The sequence below is a fragment of the Pseudomonas sp. TE3552 genome (assembly GCF_056278945.1).
In genome coordinates this window covers 2,954,023-2,978,862 of the sequence record NZ_JBWBQJ010000001.1, presented here as the reverse complement: position 1 = coordinate 2,978,862, position 24,840 = coordinate 2,954,023, and the positions used below count along the sequence as shown (strand labels likewise).

The following is a 24,840-nucleotide window of genomic DNA, read 5'->3' as shown; positions in this document are numbered from 1 at the left end:
GCCGACAAACGAAGTTTCTGACGAACTTCATTCTGCCAAGGACTGTTCTTGCGACTCAGGCTATTCGGTTAACGCAGCACTTGGTCCACCAGTTCGATCCAGTGTCTGACTGGCGTTCGTCCGGCGCTGTTGAGGTGGCTCTGGCAGCCGATGTTGGCGGTGGCGATGATTTCGGGATGGCCGCTTTCCAGAGCGTTGAGTTTGTTGTCACGCAGTTGCCGGGCCAGTACTGGTTGGGTAATCGAATAGGTGCCCGCCGAGCCGCAACATAAATGACTGTCGGGAACGGCGGTGAGATTGAAGCCCAACCGCATCAGCACGGCTTCTACCGCGCCGCCGAGTTTCTGTGCGTGCTGCAACGTGCAGGGGCAGTGGAAGGCGATCCGTCGGTCGGTGGCAGCGCAGACCCGTTCCAAAGGTTCATCGGCCAGCACTTGCACCAGGTCCAATGCCCGTTCGCTGACTCGCCGGGCCTTGGCCGCATAGAGCGGGTCGCGCTCCAGCAGGTGCCCGTAATCCTTGATGAACGCGCCGCAGCCGCTAGCGGTTTGCACGATGGCTTCGGCGCCGTTTTCCAGGTGCGGCCACCAGGTGTCGATGTTGTGCCGGGCGCGATTGAGGCCCATGGCCTGGGCGTCGAGGTGATAGTCCAGCGCGCCGCAGCAGCCGGCCTCAGGCACCGCAATCACGCTGATCCCCAACCGATCCAGCACCCGCGCCGTGGCGGCATTGGTATTCGGCGACAGACCGGGCTGTACGCAGCCTTCGAGCATCAGCACCCGGCGGGCGTGCCGAGGGGCAGGGCGCTCGCCCGTGGCGGGGAGGTCGTGGGGCAACTTCGCCGCAACGCCTCGTGGCAACAACGGCTGAAACGTTGCGCCGATCTGCAGCAGGGTTTTGAACAGGTTCGGATTCGGTGCCAATGCCCGCAGCCCCTGACGCAACAACCGCTGACCGGCTGGGCGCGGCACTGCTTGATCGATCACGGCGCGGCCAATGTCCAGCAGGTTGTGATAATCCACCCCGGACGGGCAGGTGGTTTCGCAGTTGCGGCAGGTCAGGCAGCGATCCAGGTGCAATTGGGCTTTGGCCGTGGCGGGGGCGCCTTCGAGCACTTGCTTGATCAGGTAGATGCGCCCGCGCGGCCCGTCCAGTTCATCGCCCAGCAGTTGGTAGGTCGGGCACGTGGCGTTGCAGAACCCGCAATGCACGCAGGTGCGCAGAATCTTGTCCGCTTCTTCGGCGCGGGGCAGTAGTTTGGACTGTTCGCTGAGGTTGGTTTGCATACTAGAGTTCCGCGTACATTCGCCCAGGGTTGAACAGCCCTTGCGGGTCCAGTTGCGCCTTGAGTTGCCGGTGATAGCGCAGCAGCGCCGGGGCCAGCGGCTGGAATGGCGTTTCGCTGACGCCATGGCTGAAACAGGTGGCGTGGCCGCCGAGTTCAAGAGCTCGCGACTGAATGTTGTCGGCTGCGGATTTCAACCAGCGTTGCGCGCCGCCCCAGTCGATCAGTTGCTCACCGGGCAAGTCCAGAGGCCCGAGGTTGTTGGGCAATGACAAGCGCCACAGCGGCAGGCCCTCATTGAAAAAGTCTAGTCGTTGTTCGTTCAGGTCGGCCCAATAACCGGAGTCCAATGGTTCGCCGCCGAGTCGTTGATGGGCGGCCGTCACCGAACCTTCGCCGCCTTCGAGCCGCAGATACAGACGCTGACCATCGTGGCTGGCAGCGCTGATGGGCAGTGGTTGCTGACCCCATTGCGCCAGATTGGCCAAGGCGTGGGCGCAGTCGATGTCCAGGCTGATGCTCAAGCATTGCCGGGGTTTGGGCAGCACTTTGAGCGAGACCTCGGTCAGTATGCCGAGGCAGCCATAACTGCCCACCATCAGGCGCGAGAGGTCGTAGCCGGCGACGTTTTTCATCACTTCACCGCCGAAGCGCAGGTGGGTGCCGAGGCCGCTGATCACCCGCGTACCGAGGACAAAATCGCGCACTGAGCCGGACCATGGGCGCCGCGGCCCGGACAGACCCGCGGCGATCATCCCGCCGACAGTGGCGCCTTCGCCAAACGATGGCGGCTCGCAGGGCAGCATTTGCCCCTTTGCATCCAGTGCGGCAAGCAGTTCGCTCAGCGGCGTGCCGGCGCGAACGCTGATCACCAGTTCTGTCGGGTCGTAGCTGACGATGCCGCGATGGGCGCGGGTATCGAGTATTTCTCCGGCCACTTCACGGCCGAGAAACGCTTTGGTGTTACCGCCCTGAATGCGTAGCGGCGTGGCGTTCTCGCGCGCCTGTTCGACCTGCTCAAGCAGGGTTTCACTGGCATCGAAGTCCGTCATCAGAAACGCTCCAGCTCAGGAAACGGCAGTTGCCCTGCGTGGATGTGCATCGCGCCGAATTCCGCGCAGCGGTGCAGGGTCGGGATGTTCTTGCCGGGGTTGAGCAGGCCCTTTGGGTCGAACGCGGCTTTGACGGCGTGAAACAGCGTTAACTCGTCACTGTTGAACTGCGCGCACATCTGATTGATTTTCTCGCGGCCGACGCCATGTTCGCCGGTGATGCTGCCGCCGACTTTCACGCACAGTTCGAGGATCTTGCCGCCGAGGGCTTCGGCCCGTTCCAGTTCACCGGGCTGGTTGGCGTCGAACAGGATCAACGGGTGCATGTTGCCGTCACCGGCATGGAACACGTTGGCCACGCGCAAGCCATATTCTTGCGCCAGGCTGGCGATGCCCTTGAGCACACCGGGCAGTTCGCAGCGGGGGATGGTGCCGTCCATGCAGTAGTAATCCGGCGAGAGGCGGCCGATCGCCGGGAAGGCGTTCTTGCGCCCGGCCCAGAACCGCACGCGTTCGGCTTCATCCCGAGCCAGGCGCACCTCACTGGCCCCGGCCTGTTGCAAGACCTCGCGGACCCGCTCGCAATCGTCGTGGACATCAGCTTCGACGCCGTCCAGTTCGCACAGCAGGATCGCTTCGGCGTCCACCGGGTAGCCGGCATGGATGAAATCCTCGGCGGCACGGATCGCCAGGTTGTCCATCATCTCCAGGCCTCCGGGGATGATCCCGGCGGCGATGATCTCAGCCACTGCGCGACCGGCCTTTTCCACGGAATCGAAACTCGCCAGCAGGACTTTGGCGACTTGGGGTTTGGGCAACAGTTTGACCGTGACTTCGGTGATGATCCCGAGCAAGCCTTCGGAGCCGGTGAACAGGGCCAGCAAGTCGAATCCCGGTGCGTCCAGCGAATCGGCGCCGAGGGTCAGGTGTTCGCCTTCAAGGGTCAATACTTCGAGTTTCAGCAGATTGTGCACGGTCAGGCCGTATTTGAGGCAATGCACGCCACCGGCGTTCTCCGCGACGTTGCCGCCGATGGAGCAGGCGATTTGCGAGGACGGGTCCGGCGCGTAATACAAACCGAAGGGCGCCGCCGCCTGGGAAATCGCCAGGTTACGCACCCCCGGCTGGACCCGTGCGGTGCGGGCGGCGGGGTCGATGTGCAGGATGTTGTTGAACCGCACCATCACCAGTAGCACGCCTTTGTCCAACGGCAGTGCACCGCCGGACAACCCGGTGCCGGCTCCGCGCGCCACCACCGGCACGTTCCGGGCGTGACAGAGCCTGAGCAGCGCCTGCACCTGTTGCAGATGCCGGGGCAGGGCGACCAGCATTGGCGTGGTGCGATAGGCCGAAAGACCATCGCATTCGTAGGGTTTGAGTTCTTCCTCGCGCCAGAGGATGTCCAGGTCCGGCACTTCCTGTTGCAAGGCCTTGAGCAGCGCGGCTTTGTCTACGTTCGGCAGAGCACCGTCGATGCGTTCGTCGTAAAGAATGTTCATCGTTCGCCACCAAGCACAGATCCCTGTGATGAAGAGTTCTGTGGCGAGGGGGCTTGTCGGAACGCCGCATCGCCCCGTTCGGCTGCGCAGCAGTCGTAAACCGTCGAATGCGGTGCGCCTGAAGAATCGCGATTGCGGGTTTTGGGGCAGCTACGCTGCCCAACGGGGGCAAGCCCCCTCGCCACAGGACCTCTAACCACAGGATCTCTTGCCACAGGCCCCTTTACCACAGGGGATCTCATCAGTTTTTCCTTCCCAGAAACGCCCGGTACAACCGCGCGGTGTTGGCCGGTTGTTCAACCATCGGCATATGCCCGACACCGTCCCAGATCTCCACCTGCAAATCGGCGATGCCCTTGCTCCAGACCGGCACGCTGCTGACGTCGATCAAGCGGTCCTTGCGCCCCCACAAGAGCAGTGCCGGGCACTTGATGTCGGGCAGTTTCGGCTCCATCGGCGGGCTGGCGTGAAAGTCCCTGAAGATTTCTTCCAGCTCGTCGCGCTGCTGTTCATAACGCTGGGCGACGGCGTCCAGCACGATCCCCGGCACCCACGGCGGCGAGACCATGGTCATGGCGTAGAAATGCTGGAACTCTTCGCGCGAATGAATCAAGAACGGGTTGTGGCCGCGCGCCAGGTGTCGCTCCATGTCGCTGGGCTCCGGGGCAGTGACACCGGCCGGGTCGATCAGTGCCAGCGAAGCAATGCGCTCGGGGTAAGTGGCGGCCAGCCACGCCGCGATGTAGCCGCCCATGGAATTACCGATCACATGCACCTTCTCGACTCCGCAGACATCGAGCAACTGGATCAGCCGTTTGGCCTGGACCGCAATGTCATAGCCGCCGCCGGCCTTGAAGCCGGTTTCGCCATGGCCGGCGAGGTCGGGGATGATCACCCGGTAATCGTCGACGAAATGCCGGGCAAAACGCAGCCAGATATTCTTGTCGGCGCTGTAGCCGTGCAACATCAACACACTGCTGGACGCCTCGTAAGGCCCGCCTTGCCAGGTCGAGACGGTCATTTCTGCGATGGGCACGACGATCTTGTGCAACCGATACAGCTTGGCCTCCAGCGCCATACTCAAGTCATAGAGCCAGTGACCGATGGCCGGGTAACTCAACCAGCTCCAGGCCACGAAGACCGCGATAGTGACAACCAACAAAAGCATCAGGCTATTCCTTTGCAGTGACCAGGGCAGGTTGTTTATCGATCCCTCCCTTCATGTATAGACAAACATTGAGTACTCGCCTCCTGTCGATGCCACGCAATTCAGATCGCCAACCGGTGATGGCTATTTGCCGCCGCCCTGATAGACTTCCAGCACACCTTCACCCTGTGCGTTGTCAGGCTCCGTTCAGTAGTACAGAGGCCTCTATGGAAAAAAAGGGAGGAAAGGGACTTTCACTGGCCAGGAGGCTTTACGCGTCGCGAATCCTGGGTTTGGCCCTGGGGTTATTGTGCGTCGGCGCAGGGATGTATCCACTCAACCCCGCGCCATGGGTCTGGGTGGTGATGCTGCTCAACGGGCTGCTCTGGCCCCATGTGGCCTATCAATGGGCACGCCGGGCGGAAATTCCTTTTCACGCCGAACACCGCAATATCCTGGTGGACGCGTTTCTCGGCGGTTTCTGGGTGGCCGCCATGCAGTTCAATCCGCTGCCCAGCGCGGCGACCCTTTCGATGATGGCGATGCACAACGTGGCCATTGGCGGTTTGCGTTTTCTGTTGATGGGCGCCGTCGCGCAGGTGCTTGGGATAGGCCTCGGGCTGCTGGTATTCATGCCGGCTTTTGTCCCGCAAACCAGTCCGTTTCAGCTGTACGCCTGCTTGCCTTTGCTATCGATTTATCCGCTGTCCTTTGGCTGGATCTGCTTCCGTCAGGCCGACACCCTCGGCCGGCACAAGCGCGAACTGCTGGCCCTGAGCCGCACCGACAGCCTGACCGGCCTGCTGAACCACGGTGCCTGGAAAGATCAGCTGGAAATCGAGTTTCAGCGTTGCCAACGCCAGCAGCAGGGCGGGGCGATTGCGCTGATCGACATCGACCATTTCAAAATCATCAATGACACTTATGGGCATGTCGCCGGGGACATTGTCTTGCGTCAACTGAGCAAAATGCTCAAGCAGAACCTGCGTGCAGCCGATGTCGCCGGGCGCTACGGCGGCGACGAATTTTGCGTGCTGCTGCCGGACCTGCCGCTGGACCGCGCGGCCGTGGCGATGGATGCGCTGCGTGATCGTTTCGCCACCCTGGGTTACGAGCAGAGTCCGGCGCTGAAAGTCAGTTTGAGCATCGGTCTGGCAGCCTTCAACCCGGCCTACGACGACGCGACCCTGTGGCTCAACGACGCCGATCAGGCGCTCTACGAAGCCAAGAGCACCGGCCGCAACCGCGTCATCTGTCACGGCGACGGCAAGCCGCATAAGGCGATGCTCGATTCTGTGTAACCGAATCAAATCCCATAGGGGATGTGTGGTCAATCGGGTTTGTCTGTGTCGCATCCGGTGTAGAGCCTTGCGTCGTAGTCAGGTAGGGTATTTTCGACCCCCGACACGAAACAAGGATCGATTCATGACGTTCAAACGCTCGCGTGCCCTCCTGGCCACCAGCCTCGGCCTGACCTTCGCCCTCGGCGCCTTCACCCCCGCAGCCTTCGCCGAACCTCACAAACAAGTCCTCGCCGATGCCGAACAGTACAAGGGTGAAGCCCTGAAACTGCTGGAGCGGCTGGTGAACATCGATTCCGGCTCCGGTTATGAACCAGGCCTGACCCAGGTGAGTGACATCGCCATCGAAGAGTTGAAGAAACTCGGTGCCACCATCGAACTCGTGCCCAACACTCCGGACAAAAGCAACCATGTGCTGGCCACGCTCAAAGGCACCGGCCAGGCGAAAATCCTGCTGATGGCGCACATGGACACCGTGTTCAAGGAAGGCTCCGCCGCCGAGCGCCCGTTCCATATCAAGGACGGCCGCGCTTACGGGCCGGGGGTGATGGACGACAAGGGCGGCATCGTCGCCGGGATCTATGCGCTCAAAGTCCTGAAAAACCTCGACTTCAAGGACTACGCACAAATCACCTTCCTGCTCGATGCCAGCGAAGAGACCGGCTCGGACGTTGCCACTGACCTGATCAAGAAAACCGCCAAGGCCCACGACGTGACCCTCAACCTCGAACCGGGCCGCCCGGCCGATGGCCTGGTGGTATGGCGCAAAGGCAGCGCTACCGCCGTGGTCGAGGTCAAGGGCAAGGCGGCTCACGCCGGTGTTGCGCCGGAATTGGGGCGTAACGCCGCCATGGAAGCCGCGCACCAGATTCTGCAACTCGGCAAGTTGGGTGATGAAGCGAAGAAAACCACCATCAACTTCACCGTACTCAAGGCCGGCGACCGCACCAACGTGATCCCGGACCAGGCCACGGCCAAGGCTGACGTACGCGCAGCGGTGCCGGAAGAATTCGACCGGATCGAGAAGGATCTGGCGCGGGTTTCCAAGGACAAACTGATTCCCGAAACGGAAGTCACCACCACCCTTAAACGCGGATTGCCACCAATGCCGCAAACGGCGGAGTCGGATCGCTTGATGGCCATGGCCCAAGGGATCTACGGCGAAATCGGTCGCAAGTTGACGGAAGAAGGCAGCGGCGGGGCGGCGGATGCCAGCCTTTCAGCCGGGGTGGGCACGCCGACGCTGGATGGTTTCGGGATTGTCGGCGGCAATATTCATACGCCAGAGGAATACGCGGAGGTTGAGAGTGTGGCACCGCGGATTTATCTGTTGTCGCGGATGATTATGGAATTGGCCAAGAAGTAATCGGCCAGATCATTCCTTGGTGTGGGGCAGCTCCCTGTGGCGAGGGGGCTTGCCCCCGTTGGGGCGCGAAGCGGCCCCTGCATTCTTTCAGCCCCACCGAGTCGCCTGGATTACGACTGCTGCGCAGCCGAACGGGGGCGAGCCCCCTCGCCACAGGGGCCAGATGTCACACCATCATTTCAGCCGAACCTCACTCCTTGACGCTCATATATTCCTTCGCCCAAACGATGTATTCCTCAGGCTGCGTGTACGTATGCGTCAGCTCAGTAGCGTTCAGATCTGAAGCCTGAGTGAAGATCTGCCGTTGTTCGCGCAGGCTGTCGTAAGTCGCCTTGATCGCCGCGAAGTACGCACCATGGCCGTCGATAGTGACACGCACGCCTAGTTCGGCAAGGCGTTTGTCGTCGCGCAGCAGCGGGTTGCCGTAGGTGACCAGCATCAGCGGCACGCTCAGGTGTCCGGCGATTTGTTCAAGGTGGTCGAAGTCCCGCACGCCCACCATGCAAATCCCGTCCGCCCCGGCCTGTTGGTATTGCTTGGTGCGACTGATGATTTCCTGAACCGGCAGGATCCCGGCATTGGTCCGCGCAATGATCGCCATTTCTGAGTCGACCCGGGCTTCCAGAGCCGCGCGAATCTTGCCGACGCCTTCCGCGACCCCGATCAGGTCGGTGGACTTACGGCCGAATTGCGCCGGCAACAGGGTGTCTTCGATGGTCAGCGCAGCCACACCGGCGCGTTCGAGTTCGACGATGGTGCGCATGACGTTGAGCGCGTTGCCGTAGCCGTGGTCGGCGTCGGCAATGACCGGCAATTGGGCCACGCGGCCGATGCGGGTGGCCTGTTCAGCGAACTCGCTCAGGGTGATCAACGCAAAGTCGGGGGCGCCCAGCACCTGCAACGACGCGACCGAACCGCCCAGAATCCCCACTTCAAAACCCAGATCGGCAGCGATGCGTGCCGACATGGGGTCGAAGACCGACGCGGTGTGATAGCAGGCGTTGGAAGCGAACAGTTGGCGGAAATTACGGCGCAAATCTTGATGTGACAGCCTGGACATATGAGTTCCACCAATACAAAGGAATGGAAGGGCTTGAGCAAAAGTGTCAACGCCGAAGGAACAAAAGGCTATCACGTGGGCGGGGTGAGAATGATGACGAATTTGCAGGCTATGAGCAGCGTATGTGGATTGATGCTTCGACGCGCAATCACGCCGCCACCGCCTGCTTCTGTAGATTGCGCAGCGGCACGGCACGCACCGAGTTGCCGGGTTGCAGTTGCAGGCGTTTGGCGGTGAGGCGGTCGACGATCAAGCTGTTGCCCACCCGCCGTGCCTGGGCGGCGGTGATGCGGCAGTTTTCCAGGCGGCGATTGTGGATCAGCCATACCGGGGACTGCTCATCGGGCGTGCCGATGGCCAGCACCAAGGGTTGGCTGTCGCGCACCGTGCGGATTTTCGGCACCGGGGCTTCAATCACAGGTCCAGCGTCGAAGATGTCGATGTACCCCTTATGGGCAAACCCCTCGGCGGTGAGGATCTTCAGCGCAGGTTCGGTGTTCGGGTGAGGTTTGCCGATTACCGCTTGGGCCTGTTCGGTGAGCATGCAGGTGTAGAGCGGCTGGCGCGGCATCAGTTCGGCGATGAATGATTTGCTGCCCAGCCCCGACAAGTGATCAGCATGACTGAACTCCATCTTGAAAAAGTGCCGACCCAGGCTGTCCCAGAACGGTGAGCAACCCTGTTCATCGGCACTGCCGCGCAGTTCGGCAATGAGCTTGTCGCCGAACAGATGCGGAAATTCGGCGACAAACAGCAGTCGCCCCAGTGACAGCAATCGACCATTACTGCCATGGCGTTGATCGTGGCGCAGAAACAGCGAACAGATTTCCGATTGCCCGGTCATTTCGTTGTTGAGGAACAACGTGGGGATCTGGCGTTGAATACCCAGGTCCGGCGACGAACTGACCGTAAGGCCGACCCGGTAGTTGTACCAGGGCTCCCGCAGACCGACAGCCCCCGCAAGGGCGCTGACGCCGACCACTTGTTGATCGTCATCTTCGAGCACGAACAGGTAATCGGCGTCCGCGCGCTCGACCTGTTCGGCGAAGGTGCGCTGGGCCCAGCGCACTCGGTGGGCCAGGCGTTCCTCGTTGGCCGGCAAGGTGGTGAACCCCGGGCCGGCCCGTTGCACCAGATCCAGCAAGGCGGGCAGGTCAGTGACTTGAACCGGGCGGACAATCATGATGCAGCTCCTTCTTCGCGCCTGCTCGGGCGCTGTCGTTGGGCACGAGGGCCGTGGCGGCTCACAGGGCGATCAACCGGATCGGACTGGCGTCGGTCACGTTCAGGGCCGCGCACATTTCGGCGCTCAGGGCCACGGGTTGCCCGGCCCGGTAGTCCAGCTCGGCGACGATGGCGCGGTAGCCCTTCAACGAATCGTTGCTCACCAGGTAACGGCCGCGGGCATCGATGGTTGCGCCAGAGTGCACCGTGCCGGTCTGGCTGCGGGCGATGGAGCGAATGTTCGAGATGCGTGCGTATAACGTCGGGCCACCGTCGAACAGGTCGATGTAGCTATTGGTCTCGAAGCCTTCGCGTTCAAGAATGTCGAAGGCCTCCTGGCCATCGGGGTGAACGCGACCGATGCACTCTTGTGCAGCCTTCGGCAGCATCGGCACGTAAATCGGGTATTGCGGCATCAGTTCAGCGAGGAACGACCGGCTCTGCAGACCGCAAAGTCGCTCGGCCTCGACGTAAGGCAGGTCGAAAAAATGTTTACCCAGTGCATCCCAAAAGGGCGACTGCCCCTGTTCGTCGCTGTAACCGACGATTTCGGTAATCACTGCTTCGGCAAAGCGCGCCTTGTGAGCGGCGATGAACAACAGCCGTGCCCGGGACAGCAACTCGGAAAACGGCGTGCATTGCAGCGCTGAATCGATATGGAAGCCGCGCAACAAGGTATGGCCGCTGAGGTCGTGGCACAACGACAGCGCCGGCACCCCGTGCTCGATGTTCAGCTCCCGTGAGGCACTGGTGAAGTGGCGGTTGCGCAAACTGTAGAACGGCTCGCTGAACCCTGCGGTGGCAAGGACTTCCGAGCAGCCGGACAGACGGCCGGTCGTCAGGTTCTCCAGTACGAAGAAATAGTTCTCCGGGCCATGACCCTGCACCTCTTTTTCGAACGAAGCGCAGGAGTCGAGAATTTTCTCGCGCAACCGTTCAGTGTCGTCCGGCAGGGACGTGACGCCCACCAGACTGTCGCGCGCCAGTTGTTGTAGCTGAAGCAGGTCGGTTAACTCCACCGGACGTAAGACCAGCATGGATGCACTCCTGTATCAAAGGGTTCGGCGGTTTGCGCCGAACCTGACTATCACTGTCGGTTTCCACGCTTGAAATCAGCAGTCGCCTGAATTCATGTCAGACGCTGCCCTTTTTCTTGTCAGCCATTGCTCGGGTCGGGGAGTGCCGTGCTGGCACCCAGTTTGTTGAGGAAGAACAGATAGACCAGGCCCAGGGCAATCCAGATCAGGCCGAGTTTCTGGGCATCGACACCCATGTTGTACATGATGGCCGCGACGATGATGAAGCCGATGACCGGGCAGATCAGGTGACGAATTACCTGGCCGGACTTCTGCCGGCGCCAGTAGTAATTGATCACGGTCAGGTGCAGCAGCATGAAGCCGCTCAGGGCGCCGAAGTTCACCAGGGAGGTGAGGGTGTCCACCGAGTTGATGAACAGGTAGCAGATCACCAGCGACAGCACCGCCACCAGGTAGATGCTCAAGTACGGCGTGTTGTGTTTCGGGTGCACCTTGGCCAGCACTTTCGGCAGTTTGCCGTCCCGGGCCATGCCGAACAGCAGGCGCGAAACCGCCGCTTGGGAGGTAATGGCGACCGCCACGCCCCAGGCCAGCGCAGTGGCCACGGCGGTCAGGGTGGCCAGCCAGCTGCCGGCGGCGATTTCGGCGATTTCATAGAACGCGGTGTCGGCGGACTTGAAGCCCAGGCCGGCGGCCAGGTCAGTGGCAAGCCAGGTCTGCACGACGAAGATCACGCCCATCACCAGCAAGGTAATCAACGCAGCCTTGCCGACGCTGCGGCCCGGGTCGCCCTTGATTTCTTCGGCGAGGGTGGAAATGGCATCGAAACCGAGGAACGACAGCACCGCAATCGACACCGCTTGCATCAGCAGGGCGAAATTGAAGGTCTCGGGGTTGTACAGCGGCGCCAGGGTCAACTGACCGTTCCCGCCGCCGTTGTGCAGGGCATTCCAGGCGTAAAACAGGAAGATCCCCAGCACCACCAGTTGCGCCAGTAGAAAGATGATGTTCATCCGCGCGGTGAAGGTGATACCCCGCAGGTTGACGAAGGTGGCGCTGACCAGAAAGGCCAGGATGAAGCCGACTTTCGGGATGTCCGGGTACAAATGATTCAGCGCCATCGCCGCGTACACGTACAGCAACGGTGGAATCAGCAGGTAATCGAGCAGCATCAGCCAGCCCGCGATAAACCCGACATGCGGGTTGAGGCCGCGTTGTGCGTAGGAATACACCGAGCCTGCAACCGGAAAGGCCCGGGCCATGCTGCCGTAACTGAGGGCGGTGAACAGCATCGCCACCATGCCGATGATGTAGGCCAGCGGCACCATCCCCGGCGCTTCGGCGTTGACGTAACCATAAACGCCGAACGGGGCGATGGGGATCATGAAGATCATCCCGTACACCACCAGGTCGGTCAGTGACAGGCTGCGTTTCAACTCTTGCTTGTAGCCCAATTCTTCAATGTCCATGAAGCCGTTCTCCTTGATATGAATGCAGCTGCACGCTGCAGGTTTGACGCTTGTCCTACAGCAGCGGCGCCAGATAGTCGGTCCAGCGGCCGATATCTTCGGGGGTGCGCAGCAGATCGTTGCGCACCTCGATCAACACCGAATCCAGCCCTCGCGCGTCGCCGTGGACCGGCACGGTCATGTCACCCAGCGGATCGATTTTGTACGGTTGATTGCCGGCGACTTTCAAGGGATGTCGGCTCAGCCCGTCGATCACCTGCTGGGCGTACGCCTTGGCCTGCCCGTACAACACGCCGACTTCCAGCGGTCGAGGCTGGCCGTAATATATCGGCGTGAAACTGTGAATCCCCACCACTCGAACCGGCCGACCTTGCGCCACACGGGCATCGATCAAGGTTTGCAAGCGAGCATGAAAGGGCGTGAACAGGCAGTGACGGCGGTATTCACGGGTGGCCTCGTCCAGGTCCCGATTGCCCGGCACCTGATAAATCTCGCTCTGCAACGCAATGCTGTCCGCGGCATGGCGTGGGCGGTTGAGGTCGACCAACAGCCGTGAATAGTTGGCCGCCAACAGGGTTGCGCCCAGTGTTTGGGACAAACCCTCGGCCAGCGCCAGGGCGCCGATGTCCCAGGCGATGTGTTCGCGAGCGGCCTTGTGGCTCAGGCCCAGGTCATTCAGCCCGGCCGGGATAAAACGACTGGCGTGTTCACAGACCAGAATCAGCGGGTGCCCGGAGGCTTCCCGGCTCAGGGTGTACGCGGGCCGGGTGTAGAGCCCCAGTTCGGCGGATTCAGTACAGGCGCGCATAGTGCTCACAAAGTTCGGCGGGCGAGAGCTGTTCCGTCAGCGTCAGTTCCTCGGTTTTAAGGGCGAAGTAGGTGTCCAGCAAGGCGCTCGGCAGGGCTTCGATCAGCCCCTCGCTGTTGCGCAGGCATTCCAGGGCCTGGGACAGGGACGCGGGCAGGGCGACGATGCCGCGCGCCTGGCGTTGCTCTTCGTTCAGCGAATCGGGGACTTCATCGGTGATCGCGTTCAGGGCCAGGCGCTGCTCGATGCCCAGGCGCCCGGCGATCAGTAATGCGGCCATGGCCAAGTGCGGCGAGGCCGTGGCGTCCATGGCACGAAATTCCAGGTTGTACTGCGCCGCCACGGCTTTGCCGCCCAGGCTCACGGTCGGGCAGATCCGCAGCGCCGCTTCACGGTTGCGTTGGCCGAGGCAAGCGTAGGAAGCGCTCCAGTGGTGGGGCTGCAAGCGCTCGTAGGAAATCGGTGTCGGCGCGGTAAAGGCGCACAGCGCAGGCAAATAGCGCAGGACGCCGGCGGCCCAATGCTGACCGAGGGTCGACAGGCCATTGGTGGCGCCAGCGTCGTACATCACCGGCTGGCCGGCCAGGTCCTGTAGGCTCAGGTGCAGATGCACACCATTGCACACCGCCTGCGCGGACGTCTTGGGGGCGAAGCTCAGGCCCAGGCCCATTTGCCGGGCGATCTCACGGCTGATCTCACGCACATTCACCGCGCGGTCGGCGGCGGCGACGCCGAGGGTCGGGCGGCAGGTGATTTCGTATTGGTGCTTGCCGTATTCCGGCAGGAACATCTCCGGCTCCACACCGCCGGCACGCAGTGCGCTGAGCAGCCAGCCGCCGAACTCGGCGCCCTGGCGCTGGGCTTCGAGGGAGAACGCCAGATGCTCGGCCGCGCCGCTGTCGAGGTTGAATTCATGTTCGAACGCGGCGTTGACCTGCAACCCCAATTCGTCGCGATAACGCTGTACCTCGTTGCGCAACAGCGTACGCGGGCAGGCGCCCCACGGGCGGCCATCGGTTTCGCGAATGTCGCCATGAATGAAGTCCAGCGCCGGGGCATTGGCGTCCGGGCCGTTGTTGATGGTCACGCGGCTGCTCAAGTCGGGGATCAGCCGCAAGTCTCCATAAGCACCCCATGGGTTGCTGGCGGCGATGATGTCTTGCGGGGTCAGGGCGCTATTGGCCGGCACCCAGCCGCAACCGGCCACCTGATAGGCATCGAGTTCGTCGGTGGGGAAGGAGCGGCCGCGTGTCACGCCGATCAGGTCGGTGGTGACGATCGTGGTCATGGGCAGTGGCGACAGGCGTGCGCTCATGGTTGCATCTCCTGCAACCGCTTGAGCACGGTTTCGGTGTCGGTGATCCAGCAGTAGCCCTTGATGGCGTTCAGGCAGGCGTGATGCCGTTGTTCGGTGTAGGTGGCGCAGGCATCTTCGACCAGCGTCACCAGATAGCCACGGTCGGCGGCATCGCGCACGGCCATGTCGACGCACTGGTCGGTGACGATGCCGGCGATGATCAGGTGTCGGGTTTCCAGGTTACGCAGCACGTAGTCGATGTTGGTGGAGTTGAAGACCCCGGAAGAGGTCTTGGGCAACACGATTTCGTTTTCGCCCGGCGTCAGGTCATCGATGATTCGCGCTTGCGGGCTGCCCTTGGGCAGGTGCATGTCCGAGAGTTTGTGGTCCAGCGAGCGATCGCGACCATCGGCGGTGAGGCTTTCAATGAGCGTGTGCAGCACGTTTTGTCGTGCATTACGAAAAGCACTGAGCAACCGGCGTTGATTGGGCACCACTTGCATGTGGGCGCGGGTCAGAAAGTATTCGGCATCCGGCCCGTTGAGGTGCGCGTCGAACTGTGGCTCGAGCCAGGCACGCTGCATGTCCACCAGCAACAGCGCGGTGTGGTCGGCGGCAAACGGCAGGTTCCGGGGCGAGTGGTGGGGGAGCGTGAACATCCTTATTTATCCTCCAGCAGGTGAGTGTCGAAGTCGGTCCGCAGGGCGTCGATGCCTTCCAGGCGATCGGCCAGATCGGGGCTGCGCAGGGTCAGGCAGGCAATCAGTGCTTCAACCTGGGCCAGCGCCGGAACCATCGAGTCGAAGGCTGACGCCGATTCCACCGGGGCACTGATGATCAGGTCGGCCATTTCCCGCAGCGGCGACGCATAGATGTCGGTGAACAACACGACCCGCGCATGTCGGTTCTTCACGGCATTGGCGACTCGCAGGGCCTGGGACTGGTAGCGCCGGTAGTCGAACACCAGCACCACGTCCTGACGCTGCACGTCGAACAAGCGATCCGGCAATTGCGCGTTGTCTTCCAGGGCAAAACAGCCGGGCCGCAGCAGGCGCAGGTGGTTGAGCAAACAGTTGGCGAGGAAGCTGCTGAAGCGGCCGCCAAAGCAATGGACCTGATGGCGGGTGTCGAGCAGCCATTCGACCAGAATGCGCACATCTTCGGGTTGGGTCAGGGCCTGGGTGTCTGCCAATGCCTGATGGGTGTTCTCCAGATAGTGGCTCCAGGGGGCATCTTTCTGAAGATGGGCGCGGGGTTGCAACAAGGTACTGGGCGAGCGCAGGCGGTCGTCCATGTCGCTGAGCAATGCTTCCTGAAAGTCGGCATAACCACTGAAACCAAGCTTTTTTACCAGGCGCACGATAGTCGGATCGCTGACACCGGCATGTTCGGCCAAACGCGACATCGGCCCCAGTCCGTTACGCGGGTACTGGTCGAGCAAGGCACGTATGACTTTGCGTTCCGAAGGCGTGAAGTCCAAACCGGAATCGGTGATCAGGTCTCTGAGAGGGGGCATCCGGGCTCCTGCTGGATGAATGTGTCGATTTCATTTCATAAATTGCTAAAACAGTATTTATGTAACTTGCGCTACATGTCTAGTGAATTTTTCCCAGGATTTTCAAGGCCCCAAAATGGGGCGTAAGCCCCGTGCGCCGCGGGCTACATGGATGTTGACTGGCTTTGTAGGACATCACCCATGGTTGTGTGAGACATCGCCATTTCTTGGGGGGAAATTGGAGGCTGCCAGTCGGTTAAGTCGTCACCTACGAGGGATGCGTTCAGAATGCGGTTCTTGCGGCACAATGAGCCGGTTGTTCGGCACCGTGCCGTTTCCATCCCATCGATAGAGTGATTTTCCGTGCAGGCGACCCGCTTGACCCTGATGTGCCACGCTCGAACCGTCGCACAAAAATTGGCGCGTTTTCCTACAAATGAGCCTTTGGAAATGGATTGGCATTCGGCGAAGGGCTCGCGTTGCCGCCAGTTCAAGGGAACCCCGCGATTGCTCTGCGGCCCGGAACTGCGGACCCGCCAAACCGCTGAGCTGTTTGGCGACAATGTGGAGATTGTCGCGGCACTGGCAGATTGCGATTTCGGACGCTGGAAAGGCACGTCGATCGACGACCTGCAAACCTCCGAACCCGAGACGCTGCAGGCCTGGCTCAATGACCTGACGTCGGCGCCCCACGGTGGCGAGTCGGTGGCGCAACTCGGTGAGCGAGTGGCGACGTGGTTGAATAGCCTTGAGGCGACGCCGGGGCACATCGTGGCCATCACCCATCCTTTTGTCATCCGCGCCGCTCTGATGCAGGTGTTGCAGGGGGCAGCGTTCAACCAGATCGACGTCGAACCGTTGTCGGCCATCGAGTTGCGGTTCAACGGTCGCTGGCGACTACGCTTGATGGGCACGGACTCTGAGGGGACACATTGATGAAAAAACTTCTGGTCATCGGAGTCGGCGCCGGCAGCCCCGACTACATCACCATGCAGGCAGTGAAGGCGCTGAACCGGGTCGACGTGTTTTTCCTCATGGACAAGGGCCAGAGCAAAGACAAACTGATCGACCTGCGTCGCGAGATCTGTGAACGCTATATCACCGATCGCGACTACCGCTTCGTCGAAGCCCACAGCCCGGAGCGCGAGCGCGGTGAGGTGGACTACAAGGCCAGCGTCGAAGACCTGAACCGCGCCAAGCAGCAGACCTTCGAGCGCTTGATCAACGAGGAAATGACCGACGAGCAGTGCGCCGGTTTTCTGGTGTGGGGCGATCCGGCGTTGTACGACAGCACCATTCGGATTTTGCAGGCGATTCTGGCTTCAGGTCGTTGTGTGTTCGAGTTCGAGGTGATCCCCGGGATCACCAGCGTGCAGGCGTTGGCGGCGCAACATAAGGTGCCGCTGAATCGCATCGGTCGCTCGATTGAAATCACCACCGGCCGACGGCTGGCGGCGGGGCAGGTGAGTGATGCCGACAGCCTGGTGGTGATGCTGGATGCGCAAGATGCCTACCATCATGTGGCCGATCAGGAGACAGAGATTTTCTGGGGGGCTTACCTGGGGACATCGGATGAAATCCTGATCAGCGGCAAGCTCAAGGACGTCGCGGATGAGATCGAGCGGGTGCGCAAGGCGGCGCGGCTGGCGAATGGGTGGATCATGGATACCTATCTGTTGCGCAAGCCTTGACCTCACGCCCAAACCGCTCCCGATACACCGACGGCGGCACGCCGACCACGCTGCGAAACGCCACCCGGAAACTCTCCACCGAACGATAACCGCAGTGCTGGGCAATCTGCTCAGTGTTCTGGCGGGTACTCTCCAGCAGCTCGCGGGCCCGGGCCAGGCGTTCGTGCTGCAACCATGCCTTGGGCGGAAGGCCGCTGGCTTCGGTGAAACGACGCAGGAACGTGCGCTCACTCATGGCCGCCTCGCTGGCGAGGTCGCGAACCTCCAGCGGTTGGTGCAGGCGTTCCCGTGCCCATTGCATGACCCGCGACAGATCGCTGCGCGGCGTCGGGCTGACCGGTGACGGAATGAACTGCGCCTGGCCGCCGGTGCGTTGCGGCGACATCACCAAGCGCCGCGCCACCGAGTTGGCCACCTGAGTGCCGAAATCCCGTGCGACCAGGTGCAGGCAGGCATCGATGCCGGCGGCGCTGCCGGCCGAGGTGATCAACTGGCCCGAGTCGACGTAGAGCACATCCGGATCTACCTGAATGTTCGGAAATCGTTCGGCCAGTTCCGCGGTGTAGCGCCAATGCGTGGTGGCGCCGTGACCGTCCAGCAAACCGGTGGCCGCCAGTACAAACACCCCGGAACAGATCGACAGTAACCGCGCGCCCCGGGCGTGGGCCTGACGCAAAGCAGCGAGCAAGGGTTCCGGCACCGATGCGCTGCGGTCACGCCAGCCGGGAATAATGATGGTCCGGGCGCTTTCGAGCAGTTCCATCCCGCCGTCGGCCAGTACCTGAATGCCGCCCATGGCGCGCATCGGCCCTTGGTCGACGGCGACGATGCGATGCTCATACCAAGGGAAATCGAACTCCGGCCGCGCTAGGCCGAAGATCTCCACGGCGATGCCGAATTCGAATGTGCAGAGGCCGTCGTAGGCCAGAATCGCGACCAATCCAGGGGTGGGCTGCATTTGGCGGAAAGTTCCCGGTGAGTGTCTTGTGCGCCACTGTAGCGGCAAGCGCGGGGCAGATAAAGTCTTCCCACACCCACCGACACTTTGGAGTACAGCCCATGACCAGCCTGGTTCGCGAGATTCCCGCCGCCCCGTCCGCAATCGCCCTGATGCATTTCAGCAACCGTCTGACCTTCGAGACCGATTGTTCCGACGTCTATGGCAGCCAACAGGCCGGCGAGGTGGATTTTGTCCTGGTGGACGTGCGCGGACCGTTGGCGTTCGAACGCGGGCATGTACCGGGCGCGATCAACATCCCGGGCCGACTGATCACGGCTGACGGCCTGGCGCTTTATCCGAAATCCACATTATTCGTGGTCTATTGCGCCGGGCCTCACTGCAACGGCGCCAACAAGGCCGCGGTGAAACTGGCGGCGCTGGGTTACCCGGTCAAGGAGATGATCGGCGGGGTGACCGGGTGGCTGGATGAAGGGTTTGAATTGAGTGTTGCGGTTGCACACACCGCTACGGCGGTGATTGGTTGCGAATGCTGACGCTCAGGCAAAGGTGATCAAATGTGGCGAGGGAGCTTGCTCCCGTTGGGTCGCGAAGCGGCCCCCAAACCAGTCACCGCGATCCCCAAGGATTTACGACTGCTTCGCAGCCGAGCGGGAGCAAGCTCCCTCGCCACAAAAGTCCATCAGTTTCAGGTTCAGCGATTGGCTGATGACGCTGCCCACCAGCCATCCAGCTTCCCCTGCAACCAGTCATTGACGGCGGCATAGGCGGCGCTGTCCTGTGGCCCTCGAGGCAGCGGCGATTCCTCGGCAAAGTACTCATTAAGGATCGCTACCGATTCGGCATTCCATTCCGGGTGGAACTGCAACCCCACCCGCGTCGGGCCGACGCGGTACATCTGCTGCTCACAAACCTCACTGCTGGCCAGCAACTGCGCGCCCGGCGGTAGATCGATCGCGTCTTCGTGCCATTCCAGCACCTTCAACGTCTGGCCATCGGCAAAGGTCACGGCAGTCCAGCCGGTTTCGCTGTGAGCCATCCGCCGCACATCGCCACCCAGGCCCAACGCCAGCAACTGCGCCCCCAGGCAGATCGCAAACGCCGCCGCGCCCTGATCCAGACTCCCGGCCAGCCACTGACGCTCCGCTTCCAGCCACGTCGGCCCGGCATTGGATTCATAAGGCCCGCCCAACAGGATCACCGGTGCCGCACTCACTGGCGGCAACTGACCGAGGTCGGCGCGAAACACATTCAGCGTAATGTCTCGGGACCGGGCCCATTGAGCAATGGCGCCGGGGCCTTCGGCAGGATGGTGCTGGATCAGGTTCAACGTAGGCATCACGCTTCTCTTTCAGGGACGGGGTGGAGGCAATGTGGCGTAAAAAAATGATCATCGCCAGTGCGATTCTTCAATCGGATCAGCAGCCGAAACCTTGTAGGTTTTATCTGAAACGAGGGATTGTCCTACAGCCCTTGCACCAGCTCGGCGCACGCACCTGAAATGCCCCGGCATGCCTCACAGTGTTAGGCTCTGCCCTGAACCCTGCGCGCTGTGAAGGAAGGCTTATGTTGAAGTTGCTCGCTCTGCTCACGCTCCTGGCGTCCACCGCCGTCCACGCTCAAACCCCGCTGCACACCGATCTGCCGCTCAAATACCTGGAACAGGCCAACGCTGAATCCCGCAACCAGCCCTTGGTCATTTTCCTGCACGGTTACGGCAGCAACGAGCAGGATCTGTTCGGCATCAAGGATGAACTGCCGCCGCAGTACAACTACCTGTCGGTGCGCGCGCCGATGACGATGGAAGAGGGCAGTTACCAGTGGTTTCGCCAGAAGGGCGAGGGCGCCTATAACGGCGAGACGGACGACCTGAAGGCCAGCGGCCAGGTGCTGAGGGATTTTGTCGCACAAGCGGCGAAGAAATATCACACCGAAGCGGACAAGGTATTCCTGGTGGGTTTCAGCCAGGGCGCGATGATGTCCTACGAGGTCGCGTTGCGTCATCCCGACGTAGTGGGAGGAATTGCGGCACTGAGCGGGCGAATTCTGCCGGTGCTCGAATCCGAGCTCAAACCGGATGAAAAACGCCAGCAGCTGGCGATTTTCATCGGTCATGGCACCGCCGACAAACTCCTGCCCTACAACGACGGTACTGAGGCCGACAGCCTGTTGCAGCGCCTGTCACTCAAGCCAGAGTTCCATGCCTACGAAGGTGTCGGCCACAGCATCAGTGCCACTGAGATGCAGGATTTGAGCGCCTGGCTGCAGCGTCTCAATCCCTGAGTGGGTCGGGTTTATTTGCCGATGACGATTTGTTTGACCAGCGTCTCGTGGCCTGTTTTGTCGTTGGGGCGGGAAATGATCTGAACGATGGCCATGCGCGTGCCGGAAGCGGCCATCAGCGTGGTATCGAGGGTCATGCCGCCGCCCTGGGTGGCGGTGCTGTCGATCTGCCGAAGGCCCAGGCCCGTGCCTTTCTGGGTCAGGCTTTTTTCGCTGGTTTTGTTGAAGTCCGGCAAGGCATTGCGTTGCTCCGTGGCGAAGGCGGACACGGTGGAGTCGAGGAATTCACCGTCGTTGTCCTTGACGTTGACGCCGCCGGGGATCGTGTTTTCGGCAGCGATTACCACGGTTTTGGTGGTCTGGTTGGTGTACATCGTGCCAGTCGCCCCAGCGGTACCGGTGGCTGCGTCGCCGGCTGGCAACGGGTTGGCGATAAAACCCTTGGGCAGGGTGAAATTGAACTTGCCGCCGAGCATCGAGACCTTCTGGGTGGGCGCTTTGTCGCCAGCAGTGGTTTTGGCCGCTTGCGCATTCAGGGCGCCGAGACTGGTAGCCGCCATGAGCAGCAGAACAACGGCTTTTTTACTCAACAATGACATTCAAACTCTCCGTGGGATGATCGCGCGATGACGGCGATCATCCCACGGATTGCGATCTGTAGCAGCTGCCGCAGGTTGCGTCCGGGGTAGCAGCTGTCGAGCCCGCGAGGCTGCGTTCGACTGCGAAGCAGTCGTTAAACCTGCGTACACAGTATTCCTTAAAGACCGCAGTGCCGGATTTCACGACTGCTGCGCAGCCGAACGCAGGCTTCGCCAGCTGCTACACAGTGTGTGATCACACCTCGTGGCGAGATGCGGCGATCATCGTCGCCGTTCGTCGAAACTGTTATTTCTAACAGGTAGGCAACGCTTTTGAGGCAGAGAAGAATGGGCTTGAAACTTATCGGTTGTCGATAAAGTGAGAGAGTTACGGATATGGCTGATTCCAAAATTGTCATTACTAAAATTGAAAACTTAGGCTACCCAGTTTTTATTCAGGGCAAAGCGCCTATAAATCAAAAAATAGCGGCCTACTATGAAAAAGCAGGTCAATGGCTCCCTCTAGGAACTTACATGAACCAAGAGACTATTGAGTTCAGCATGCAGGCATCGAATACCCCGTCAAAAGGCCGGTTCGATGTAGTGGTGTGTCTCGCCAGTGACGGGGTACCGCCGAACGCATCTTGCTCCGATCGCTATAGTTATGATTTTCCTGATTTAGATGACAGGGGCCGTCGTTAGCGATTCGGCTTGTGACACTCAAGGCTGTGATGGATGCCTATTAATCTCGCGTTACCGTTAGGCATCCACTTCATTCAATTTGCCGCTGCTTGAGTACAATACCAGCCGTTTTGTGATCAATAACATCCCCAGCGATACTCCGACTCCCGTCGCAAACCCCCACCAACCCCACGCCGGCAGCGCCAGCGCCAGCACCAGACAAAACGCCGCAAACGAATACATCCCGGTCGCCGTCGCCCTGAGCAACGCTGCAGTAAACGCCGGGCCGCGAGTCTGCTGGGAAAACACCGCCATCACACTGCCCAGCACCGGGAATACCGCGAGCAGCCCGCTCCAGCGTTCGCCGACGGTACTGGCCAGCAACGTCACGGCCAGCGTGAGCATTGCGCCGGCCATCATGCGCAGCAACAGTTTGTCGGACTTCGGCGTCGGGCCTGAAACGACAGGTTGCACCGAGGGAAACAGGTACGGCGCGGCCAGTAATGCGGTGGCGGCCGCGATTACCGAGAACACCAGCGAAGACGGGATCAGCGACAGCACACCGGCAGCCAATCCCCAGACCAGCAATGAAATCATCAGTGCCCACGGCCAGCTCAAGCGTTGTGCAACCTGAGCGTAGGTCACGCAGAAGGCAATCATGGCGAACATTGCCGACAGCGCCGCCGTCGCCGCCTGAGCGGCGAACACCTGGCCCTGCTCAATGGCGAGGAAGAACAGAATCGGCCCCACCACCACCGGCAACCCCGACAGCCAACCGGCCACGCTTGGGCCCCAGCGTTTTCCGGCCAGGGAAATCAGCAAGAGAAACCCCGGAATCACCAGCAGTTTGAGCATTAGCACACATGCGTCTCCGATCATGTGGGCCGACCACGTTAGCATTGCGGGCGATGGATTGTTCAGAACGATTACGCGGTCTCCCGCCCAAACGCTTCGACCAGATAATCGATAAACACCCGGGTCTTGGCCGGCATCAGCGTGCGGCTTGGGTAATACAGCGAAATCGGCCCCGCGTCGGCATGCCAGTCCGGTAACAAGCGAACCAGTTCGCCACGCTGGATATTGGCGATGACATCGGGCAACACCAGCAGCGTCACACCGAGGCCGAGCAGGGCCGCTTCGCGCATGGCGGCCGGGTCATTGAGTACGATGTTTTCACTCAGATCGGCGCCTGCTTCATTGCCTGCGCCGTCCTGCATGACCCAGTGGCGAAGTCGCCCGGTGCGAATGCCGCGCATCACAATCCCGTGGTACTGAGCCAGGTCCGCGGGGCTGTCAGGTGGCGTACGTCCGGCCATGTAGGCCGGTGAGGCCACTGCCACCACATGCGCCGCCGCCAATGTCCGGGAGATGACTCCAGGCGTCAATTCGAAACCGCCGCCGATGGCCGCGTCATACCCTTCGGCGATCAGGTCCACCTGGCGGTTTTCGAAGTGCCACTCGGGACGGATCAGCGGGTAGCGCGCCAGAAATGCCGGCAACAACGGCAACACATGGCCGATGCCAAAAGTCGGCGCCAGGCTGACCTTGAGCACGCCCGCCGGCTCCCCGCGATCACTGGATACCGCACTGATCGCTGCCTGCAACCCTTGCAGATTGCCGCTGATACTCGCCAGAAAACGCTCCCCGGCTTCGGTCAGCGACAACTTGCGCGTCGAGCGCTGAAACAGCCGCACACCGAGGTTGCGTTCGAGCATCGCCACGTTGCGGCTGACAGCGGCGGGGGTCAGCGCCAATAACCGTGCAGCGGCGGAAAAGCTGCCGGTTTCGGCGCTGCGCACGAAAGACTCGAGGTTGGCGAGGGTTTCCATCTCAGATACCTGATAGTAATGCTTGAAGATTATTCAAGTTATTACCGTCTAATCAAGTCGCAATGGCAAGTGCAGTATTCACTCCATCAACCCACCACGGAGTGAAACACCATGAGCACAATCGGAATCATCGGCGCCGGCGCCATCGGCACAGCCTTCGCCAAAGCATTGTCCCGTCAGGGCATTGAAATCGTTATCGCCAACAGCCGCGGTCCGCAAACCCTGGCCTCTCTGGTAGAAGAACTCGGGCCGACAGCGCGGGCGGGCACCCGTGAAGAAGCGGCTGCACAGCCGATTGTTTTGGTGGCAGTGAATTGGTCGAAGTTACCGACGGCACTGGCCGGGCTGCCAGATTTCGGCGGGCGGATTGTGATCGATGCGAACAATTCGATCGAGGTGCCATCGTTCAAAGCGGTGGATCTGCAGGGGCGTCCGTCCAGCGAAGTGTTCGCTGAATGGGTGCCTGGCGCACGGGTGGTCAAAGCGTTCAATCACCTGCAGGCGCATCTGCTTGAGAGCGATCCGAAGGCGGAGGGCGGTCGGCGGGTGCTTTTTCTTTCTGGTGATGATGCCGAGGCCAAGGCCCAGGTGGCTGCGTTGATCGAGCGGTTGGGGTTCTTTGGAATCGATCTGGGCGAACTGAGTGTCGGGGCGCGGCTGGTGCAGTTTCCGGGCGGTCCATTGCCAGTCTTGAACCTGGTGAAATTTGCCTGAGGGTCAGACAAAAAGGAACCCGGTTTGTGGCGAGGGAGCTTGCTCCCGCTTGAGTGCGTAGCACTC

25 protein-coding genes are annotated in these 24,840 nt (G+C 61.2%); 8 read left to right on the top strand and 17 right to left on the bottom strand.

Annotated elements, in window-relative coordinates; all coding sequences use genetic code 11:
• Nucleotides 1-68: 68 nt before the first annotated feature.
• The 4 genes from glcF to ACZ9BB_RS13200 all read right to left on the bottom strand — a co-directional run bounded on the left by glcF (nt 69) and on the right by ACZ9BB_RS13200 (nt 5,004).
• A complete protein-coding gene (glcF, locus tag ACZ9BB_RS13215) occupies nt 69-1,286 on the bottom strand; it encodes a glycolate oxidase subunit GlcF (RefSeq protein ID WP_476214166.1) in 1,218 nt (405 codons plus the stop codon).
• 1 nt (nt 1,287) lies between these two features.
• On the bottom strand, nt 1,288-2,337 hold the full coding sequence (gene glcE / locus ACZ9BB_RS13210; RefSeq protein WP_476214165.1) for a glycolate oxidase subunit GlcE: 1,050 nt from the start codon (nt 2,335-2,337) through the stop codon (nt 1,288-1,290).
• Complete coding sequence (gene glcD / locus ACZ9BB_RS13205) at nt 2,337-3,836, bottom strand: glycolate oxidase subunit GlcD (RefSeq protein ID WP_476214164.1); 1,500 nt, start codon at nt 3,834-3,836, stop codon at nt 2,337-2,339. The genes glcE and glcD overlap by 1 nt, the downstream gene beginning before the upstream one ends.
• 241 nt (nt 3,837-4,077) lie before the next feature.
• Nucleotides 4,078-5,004: an alpha/beta fold hydrolase gene (locus ACZ9BB_RS13200; RefSeq protein WP_476214163.1), complete on the bottom strand. Its 927-nt coding sequence runs from the start codon at nt 5,002-5,004 to the stop codon at nt 4,078-4,080.
• A 206-nt stretch (nt 5,005-5,210) separates the two neighbouring features.
• Between ACZ9BB_RS13200 and ACZ9BB_RS13195 the strand changes: the two genes are divergently transcribed.
• Both ACZ9BB_RS13195 and ACZ9BB_RS13190 read left to right on the top strand, forming a co-directional pair.
• Nucleotides 5,211-6,284: a diguanylate cyclase gene (locus tag ACZ9BB_RS13195; protein WP_476214162.1), complete on the top strand. Its 1,074-nt coding sequence runs from the start codon at nt 5,211-5,213 to the stop codon at nt 6,282-6,284.
• Between the two features lie 124 nt (nt 6,285-6,408).
• Nucleotides 6,409-7,650 carry a M20/M25/M40 family metallo-hydrolase gene (locus ACZ9BB_RS13190; RefSeq protein ID WP_476214161.1) on the top strand — a complete coding sequence of 414 codons (1,242 nt, stop codon included), beginning with the start codon at nt 6,409-6,411 and terminating at the stop codon, nt 7,648-7,650.
• Between the two features lie 190 nt (nt 7,651-7,840).
• On the opposite strand, the gene ACZ9BB_RS13185 is transcribed toward ACZ9BB_RS13190, so the two are convergent.
• From ACZ9BB_RS13185 to ACZ9BB_RS13150, 8 genes are all read right to left on the bottom strand, one after another.
• Complete coding sequence (locus ACZ9BB_RS13185; protein WP_476214160.1) at nt 7,841-8,710, bottom strand: isocitrate lyase/PEP mutase family protein; 870 nt, start codon at nt 8,708-8,710, stop codon at nt 7,841-7,843.
• Nucleotides 8,711-8,858: 148 nt separating this feature from the next.
• Nucleotides 8,859-9,893: an arginine N-succinyltransferase gene (gene astA, locus ACZ9BB_RS13180; RefSeq protein ID WP_476214159.1), complete on the bottom strand. Its 1,035-nt coding sequence runs from the start codon at nt 9,891-9,893 to the stop codon at nt 8,859-8,861.
• A 61-nt stretch (nt 9,894-9,954) separates the two neighbouring features.
• Nucleotides 9,955-10,971 carry an arginine N-succinyltransferase gene (locus ACZ9BB_RS13175; protein ID WP_476214158.1) on the bottom strand — a complete coding sequence of 339 codons (1,017 nt, stop codon included), beginning with the start codon at nt 10,969-10,971 and terminating at the stop codon, nt 9,955-9,957.
• A 119-nt stretch (nt 10,972-11,090) separates the two neighbouring features.
• Nucleotides 11,091-12,440 carry an APC family permease gene (locus ACZ9BB_RS13170; RefSeq protein WP_476214157.1) on the bottom strand — a complete coding sequence of 450 codons (1,350 nt, stop codon included), beginning with the start codon at nt 12,438-12,440 and terminating at the stop codon, nt 11,091-11,093.
• A 55-nt stretch (nt 12,441-12,495) separates the two neighbouring features.
• Nucleotides 12,496-13,248 carry an N-formylglutamate amidohydrolase gene (locus tag ACZ9BB_RS13165; protein ID WP_476214156.1) on the bottom strand — a complete coding sequence of 251 codons (753 nt, stop codon included), beginning with the start codon at nt 13,246-13,248 and terminating at the stop codon, nt 12,496-12,498.
• A complete protein-coding gene (locus ACZ9BB_RS13160) occupies nt 13,232-14,563 on the bottom strand; it encodes a type I glutamate--ammonia ligase (RefSeq protein WP_476214155.1) in 1,332 nt (443 codons plus the stop codon). The genes ACZ9BB_RS13165 and ACZ9BB_RS13160 overlap by 17 nt, the downstream gene beginning before the upstream one ends.
• Nucleotides 14,560-15,204: a cysteine hydrolase family protein gene (locus ACZ9BB_RS13155; protein WP_476214154.1), complete on the bottom strand. Its 645-nt coding sequence runs from the start codon at nt 15,202-15,204 to the stop codon at nt 14,560-14,562. Before ACZ9BB_RS13155 ends, ACZ9BB_RS13160 begins: the two co-directional genes overlap by 4 nt.
• A gap of 2 nt (nt 15,205-15,206) precedes the next feature.
• Nucleotides 15,207-16,061, bottom strand: coding sequence for a MurR/RpiR family transcriptional regulator (locus tag ACZ9BB_RS13150; RefSeq protein WP_476214153.1), 855 nt, complete (start codon nt 16,059-16,061; stop codon nt 15,207-15,209).
• A 342-nt stretch (nt 16,062-16,403) separates the two neighbouring features.
• Here ACZ9BB_RS13150 and ACZ9BB_RS13145 point away from each other — a divergent pair, with 342 nt between their 5' ends.
• On the top strand, nt 16,404-16,976 hold the full coding sequence (locus tag ACZ9BB_RS13145; RefSeq protein WP_476214152.1) for a histidine phosphatase family protein: 573 nt from the start codon (nt 16,404-16,406) through the stop codon (nt 16,974-16,976).
• Nucleotides 16,976-17,731: a precorrin-6A synthase (deacetylating) gene (cobF, locus tag ACZ9BB_RS13140; RefSeq protein ID WP_476214151.1), complete on the top strand. Its 756-nt coding sequence runs from the start codon at nt 16,976-16,978 to the stop codon at nt 17,729-17,731. The genes ACZ9BB_RS13145 and cobF overlap by 1 nt, the downstream gene beginning before the upstream one ends.
• Here cobF and ftrA read toward each other — a convergent pair.
• On the bottom strand, nt 17,700-18,689 hold the full coding sequence (ftrA, locus tag ACZ9BB_RS13135) for a transcriptional regulator FtrA (RefSeq protein ID WP_476214150.1): 990 nt from the start codon (nt 18,687-18,689) through the stop codon (nt 17,700-17,702). The genes cobF and ftrA overlap by 32 nt on opposite strands.
• Before the next feature lie 101 nt (nt 18,690-18,790).
• Between ftrA and ACZ9BB_RS13130 the strand changes: the two genes are divergently transcribed.
• The gene (locus ACZ9BB_RS13130) at nt 18,791-19,225 is read left to right on the top strand and encodes a rhodanese-like domain-containing protein (RefSeq protein ID WP_476214149.1); all 435 of its coding nucleotides are present in this window, start codon (nt 18,791-18,793) and stop codon (nt 19,223-19,225) included.
• A gap of 158 nt (nt 19,226-19,383) precedes the next feature.
• On the opposite strand, the gene ACZ9BB_RS13125 is transcribed toward ACZ9BB_RS13130, so the two are convergent.
• On the bottom strand, nt 19,384-20,028 hold the full coding sequence (locus ACZ9BB_RS13125; RefSeq protein WP_476214148.1) for a type 1 glutamine amidotransferase: 645 nt from the start codon (nt 20,026-20,028) through the stop codon (nt 19,384-19,386).
• A gap of 227 nt (nt 20,029-20,255) precedes the next feature.
• Here ACZ9BB_RS13125 and ACZ9BB_RS13120 point away from each other — a divergent pair, with 227 nt between their 5' ends.
• Nucleotides 20,256-20,972 carry an alpha/beta hydrolase gene (locus tag ACZ9BB_RS13120; RefSeq protein ID WP_476214147.1) on the top strand — a complete coding sequence of 239 codons (717 nt, stop codon included), beginning with the start codon at nt 20,256-20,258 and terminating at the stop codon, nt 20,970-20,972.
• Between the two features lie 11 nt (nt 20,973-20,983).
• On the opposite strand, the gene ACZ9BB_RS13115 is transcribed toward ACZ9BB_RS13120, so the two are convergent.
• Nucleotides 20,984-21,571: a DcrB/PsbP domain-containing protein gene (locus tag ACZ9BB_RS13115; protein ID WP_476214146.1), complete on the bottom strand. Its 588-nt coding sequence runs from the start codon at nt 21,569-21,571 to the stop codon at nt 20,984-20,986.
• Nucleotides 21,572-21,946: 375 nt separating this feature from the next.
• On the opposite strand from ACZ9BB_RS13115, the gene ACZ9BB_RS13110 reads away from it, so the two are divergent.
• Complete coding sequence (locus ACZ9BB_RS13110) at nt 21,947-22,252, top strand: hypothetical protein (protein ID WP_476214145.1); 306 nt, start codon at nt 21,947-21,949, stop codon at nt 22,250-22,252.
• A gap of 57 nt (nt 22,253-22,309) precedes the next feature.
• Here the strand turns inward: ACZ9BB_RS13110 and ACZ9BB_RS13105 are convergent, their stop codons facing one another.
• Together ACZ9BB_RS13105 and ACZ9BB_RS13100 are read right to left on the bottom strand one after the other, a co-directional pair.
• A complete protein-coding gene (locus tag ACZ9BB_RS13105) occupies nt 22,310-23,092 on the bottom strand; it encodes a hypothetical protein (RefSeq protein WP_476214144.1) in 783 nt (260 codons plus the stop codon).
• A gap of 65 nt (nt 23,093-23,157) precedes the next feature.
• Nucleotides 23,158-24,060 (bottom strand): LysR substrate-binding domain-containing protein, encoded by a 903-nt coding sequence (locus ACZ9BB_RS13100; protein WP_476214143.1) that lies wholly within the window; start codon nt 24,058-24,060, stop codon nt 23,158-23,160.
• 111 nt (nt 24,061-24,171) lie between these two features.
• Between ACZ9BB_RS13100 and ACZ9BB_RS13095 the strand changes: the two genes are divergently transcribed.
• The gene (locus tag ACZ9BB_RS13095; RefSeq protein ID WP_476214142.1) at nt 24,172-24,774 is read left to right on the top strand and encodes an NADPH-dependent F420 reductase; all 603 of its coding nucleotides are present in this window, start codon (nt 24,172-24,174) and stop codon (nt 24,772-24,774) included.
• Nucleotides 24,775-24,840 lie beyond the last annotated feature (66 nt).

Excerpts from the sequence above, each read along its gene's own strand:
- glcF (WP_476214166.1), bottom strand. The coding sequence starts at position 1,286 with ATGCAAACCAACCTCAGCGAACAGTCCAAACTACTGCCCCGCGCCGAA.
- glcE (WP_476214165.1), bottom strand. The coding sequence starts at position 2,337 with ATGACGGACTTCGATGCCAGTGAAACCCTGCTTGAGCAGGTCGAACAG.
- glcD (WP_476214164.1), bottom strand. The coding sequence starts at position 3,836 with ATGAACATTCTTTACGACGAACGCATCGACGGTGCTCTGCCGAACGTA.
- ACZ9BB_RS13200 (WP_476214163.1), bottom strand. The coding sequence starts at position 5,004 with ATGCTTTTGTTGGTTGTCACTATCGCGGTCTTCGTGGCCTGGAGCTGG.
- ACZ9BB_RS13195 (WP_476214162.1), top strand. The coding sequence starts at position 5,211 with ATGGAAAAAAAGGGAGGAAAGGGACTTTCACTGGCCAGGAGGCTTTAC.
- ACZ9BB_RS13190 (WP_476214161.1), top strand. The coding sequence starts at position 6,409 with ATGACGTTCAAACGCTCGCGTGCCCTCCTGGCCACCAGCCTCGGCCTG.
- ACZ9BB_RS13185 (WP_476214160.1), bottom strand. The coding sequence starts at position 8,710 with ATGTCCAGGCTGTCACATCAAGATTTGCGCCGTAATTTCCGCCAACTG.
- astA (WP_476214159.1), bottom strand. The coding sequence starts at position 9,893 with ATGATTGTCCGCCCGGTTCAAGTCACTGACCTGCCCGCCTTGCTGGAT.
- ACZ9BB_RS13175 (WP_476214158.1), bottom strand. The coding sequence starts at position 10,971 with ATGCTGGTCTTACGTCCGGTGGAGTTAACCGACCTGCTTCAGCTACAA.
- ACZ9BB_RS13170 (WP_476214157.1), bottom strand. The coding sequence starts at position 12,440 with ATGGACATTGAAGAATTGGGCTACAAGCAAGAGTTGAAACGCAGCCTG.
- ACZ9BB_RS13165 (WP_476214156.1), bottom strand. The coding sequence starts at position 13,248 with ATGCGCGCCTGTACTGAATCCGCCGAACTGGGGCTCTACACCCGGCCC.
- ACZ9BB_RS13160 (WP_476214155.1), bottom strand. The coding sequence starts at position 14,563 with ATGAGCGCACGCCTGTCGCCACTGCCCATGACCACGATCGTCACCACC.
- ACZ9BB_RS13155 (WP_476214154.1), bottom strand. The coding sequence starts at position 15,204 with ATGTTCACGCTCCCCCACCACTCGCCCCGGAACCTGCCGTTTGCCGCC.
- ACZ9BB_RS13150 (WP_476214153.1), bottom strand. The coding sequence starts at position 16,061 with ATGCCCCCTCTCAGAGACCTGATCACCGATTCCGGTTTGGACTTCACG.
- cobF (WP_476214151.1), top strand. The coding sequence starts at position 16,976 with ATGAAAAAACTTCTGGTCATCGGAGTCGGCGCCGGCAGCCCCGACTAC.
- ftrA (WP_476214150.1), bottom strand. The coding sequence starts at position 18,689 with ATGCAGCCCACCCCTGGATTGGTCGCGATTCTGGCCTACGACGGCCTC.
- ACZ9BB_RS13130 (WP_476214149.1), top strand. The coding sequence starts at position 18,791 with ATGACCAGCCTGGTTCGCGAGATTCCCGCCGCCCCGTCCGCAATCGCC.
- ACZ9BB_RS13125 (WP_476214148.1), bottom strand. The coding sequence starts at position 20,028 with ATGCCTACGTTGAACCTGATCCAGCACCATCCTGCCGAAGGCCCCGGC.
- ACZ9BB_RS13120 (WP_476214147.1), top strand. The coding sequence starts at position 20,256 with ATGTTGAAGTTGCTCGCTCTGCTCACGCTCCTGGCGTCCACCGCCGTC.
- ACZ9BB_RS13115 (WP_476214146.1), bottom strand. The coding sequence starts at position 21,571 with ATGTCATTGTTGAGTAAAAAAGCCGTTGTTCTGCTGCTCATGGCGGCT.
- ACZ9BB_RS13110 (WP_476214145.1), top strand. The coding sequence starts at position 21,947 with ATGGCTGATTCCAAAATTGTCATTACTAAAATTGAAAACTTAGGCTAC.
- ACZ9BB_RS13100 (WP_476214143.1), bottom strand. The coding sequence starts at position 24,060 with ATGGAAACCCTCGCCAACCTCGAGTCTTTCGTGCGCAGCGCCGAAACC.
- ACZ9BB_RS13095 (WP_476214142.1), top strand. The coding sequence starts at position 24,172 with ATGAGCACAATCGGAATCATCGGCGCCGGCGCCATCGGCACAGCCTTC.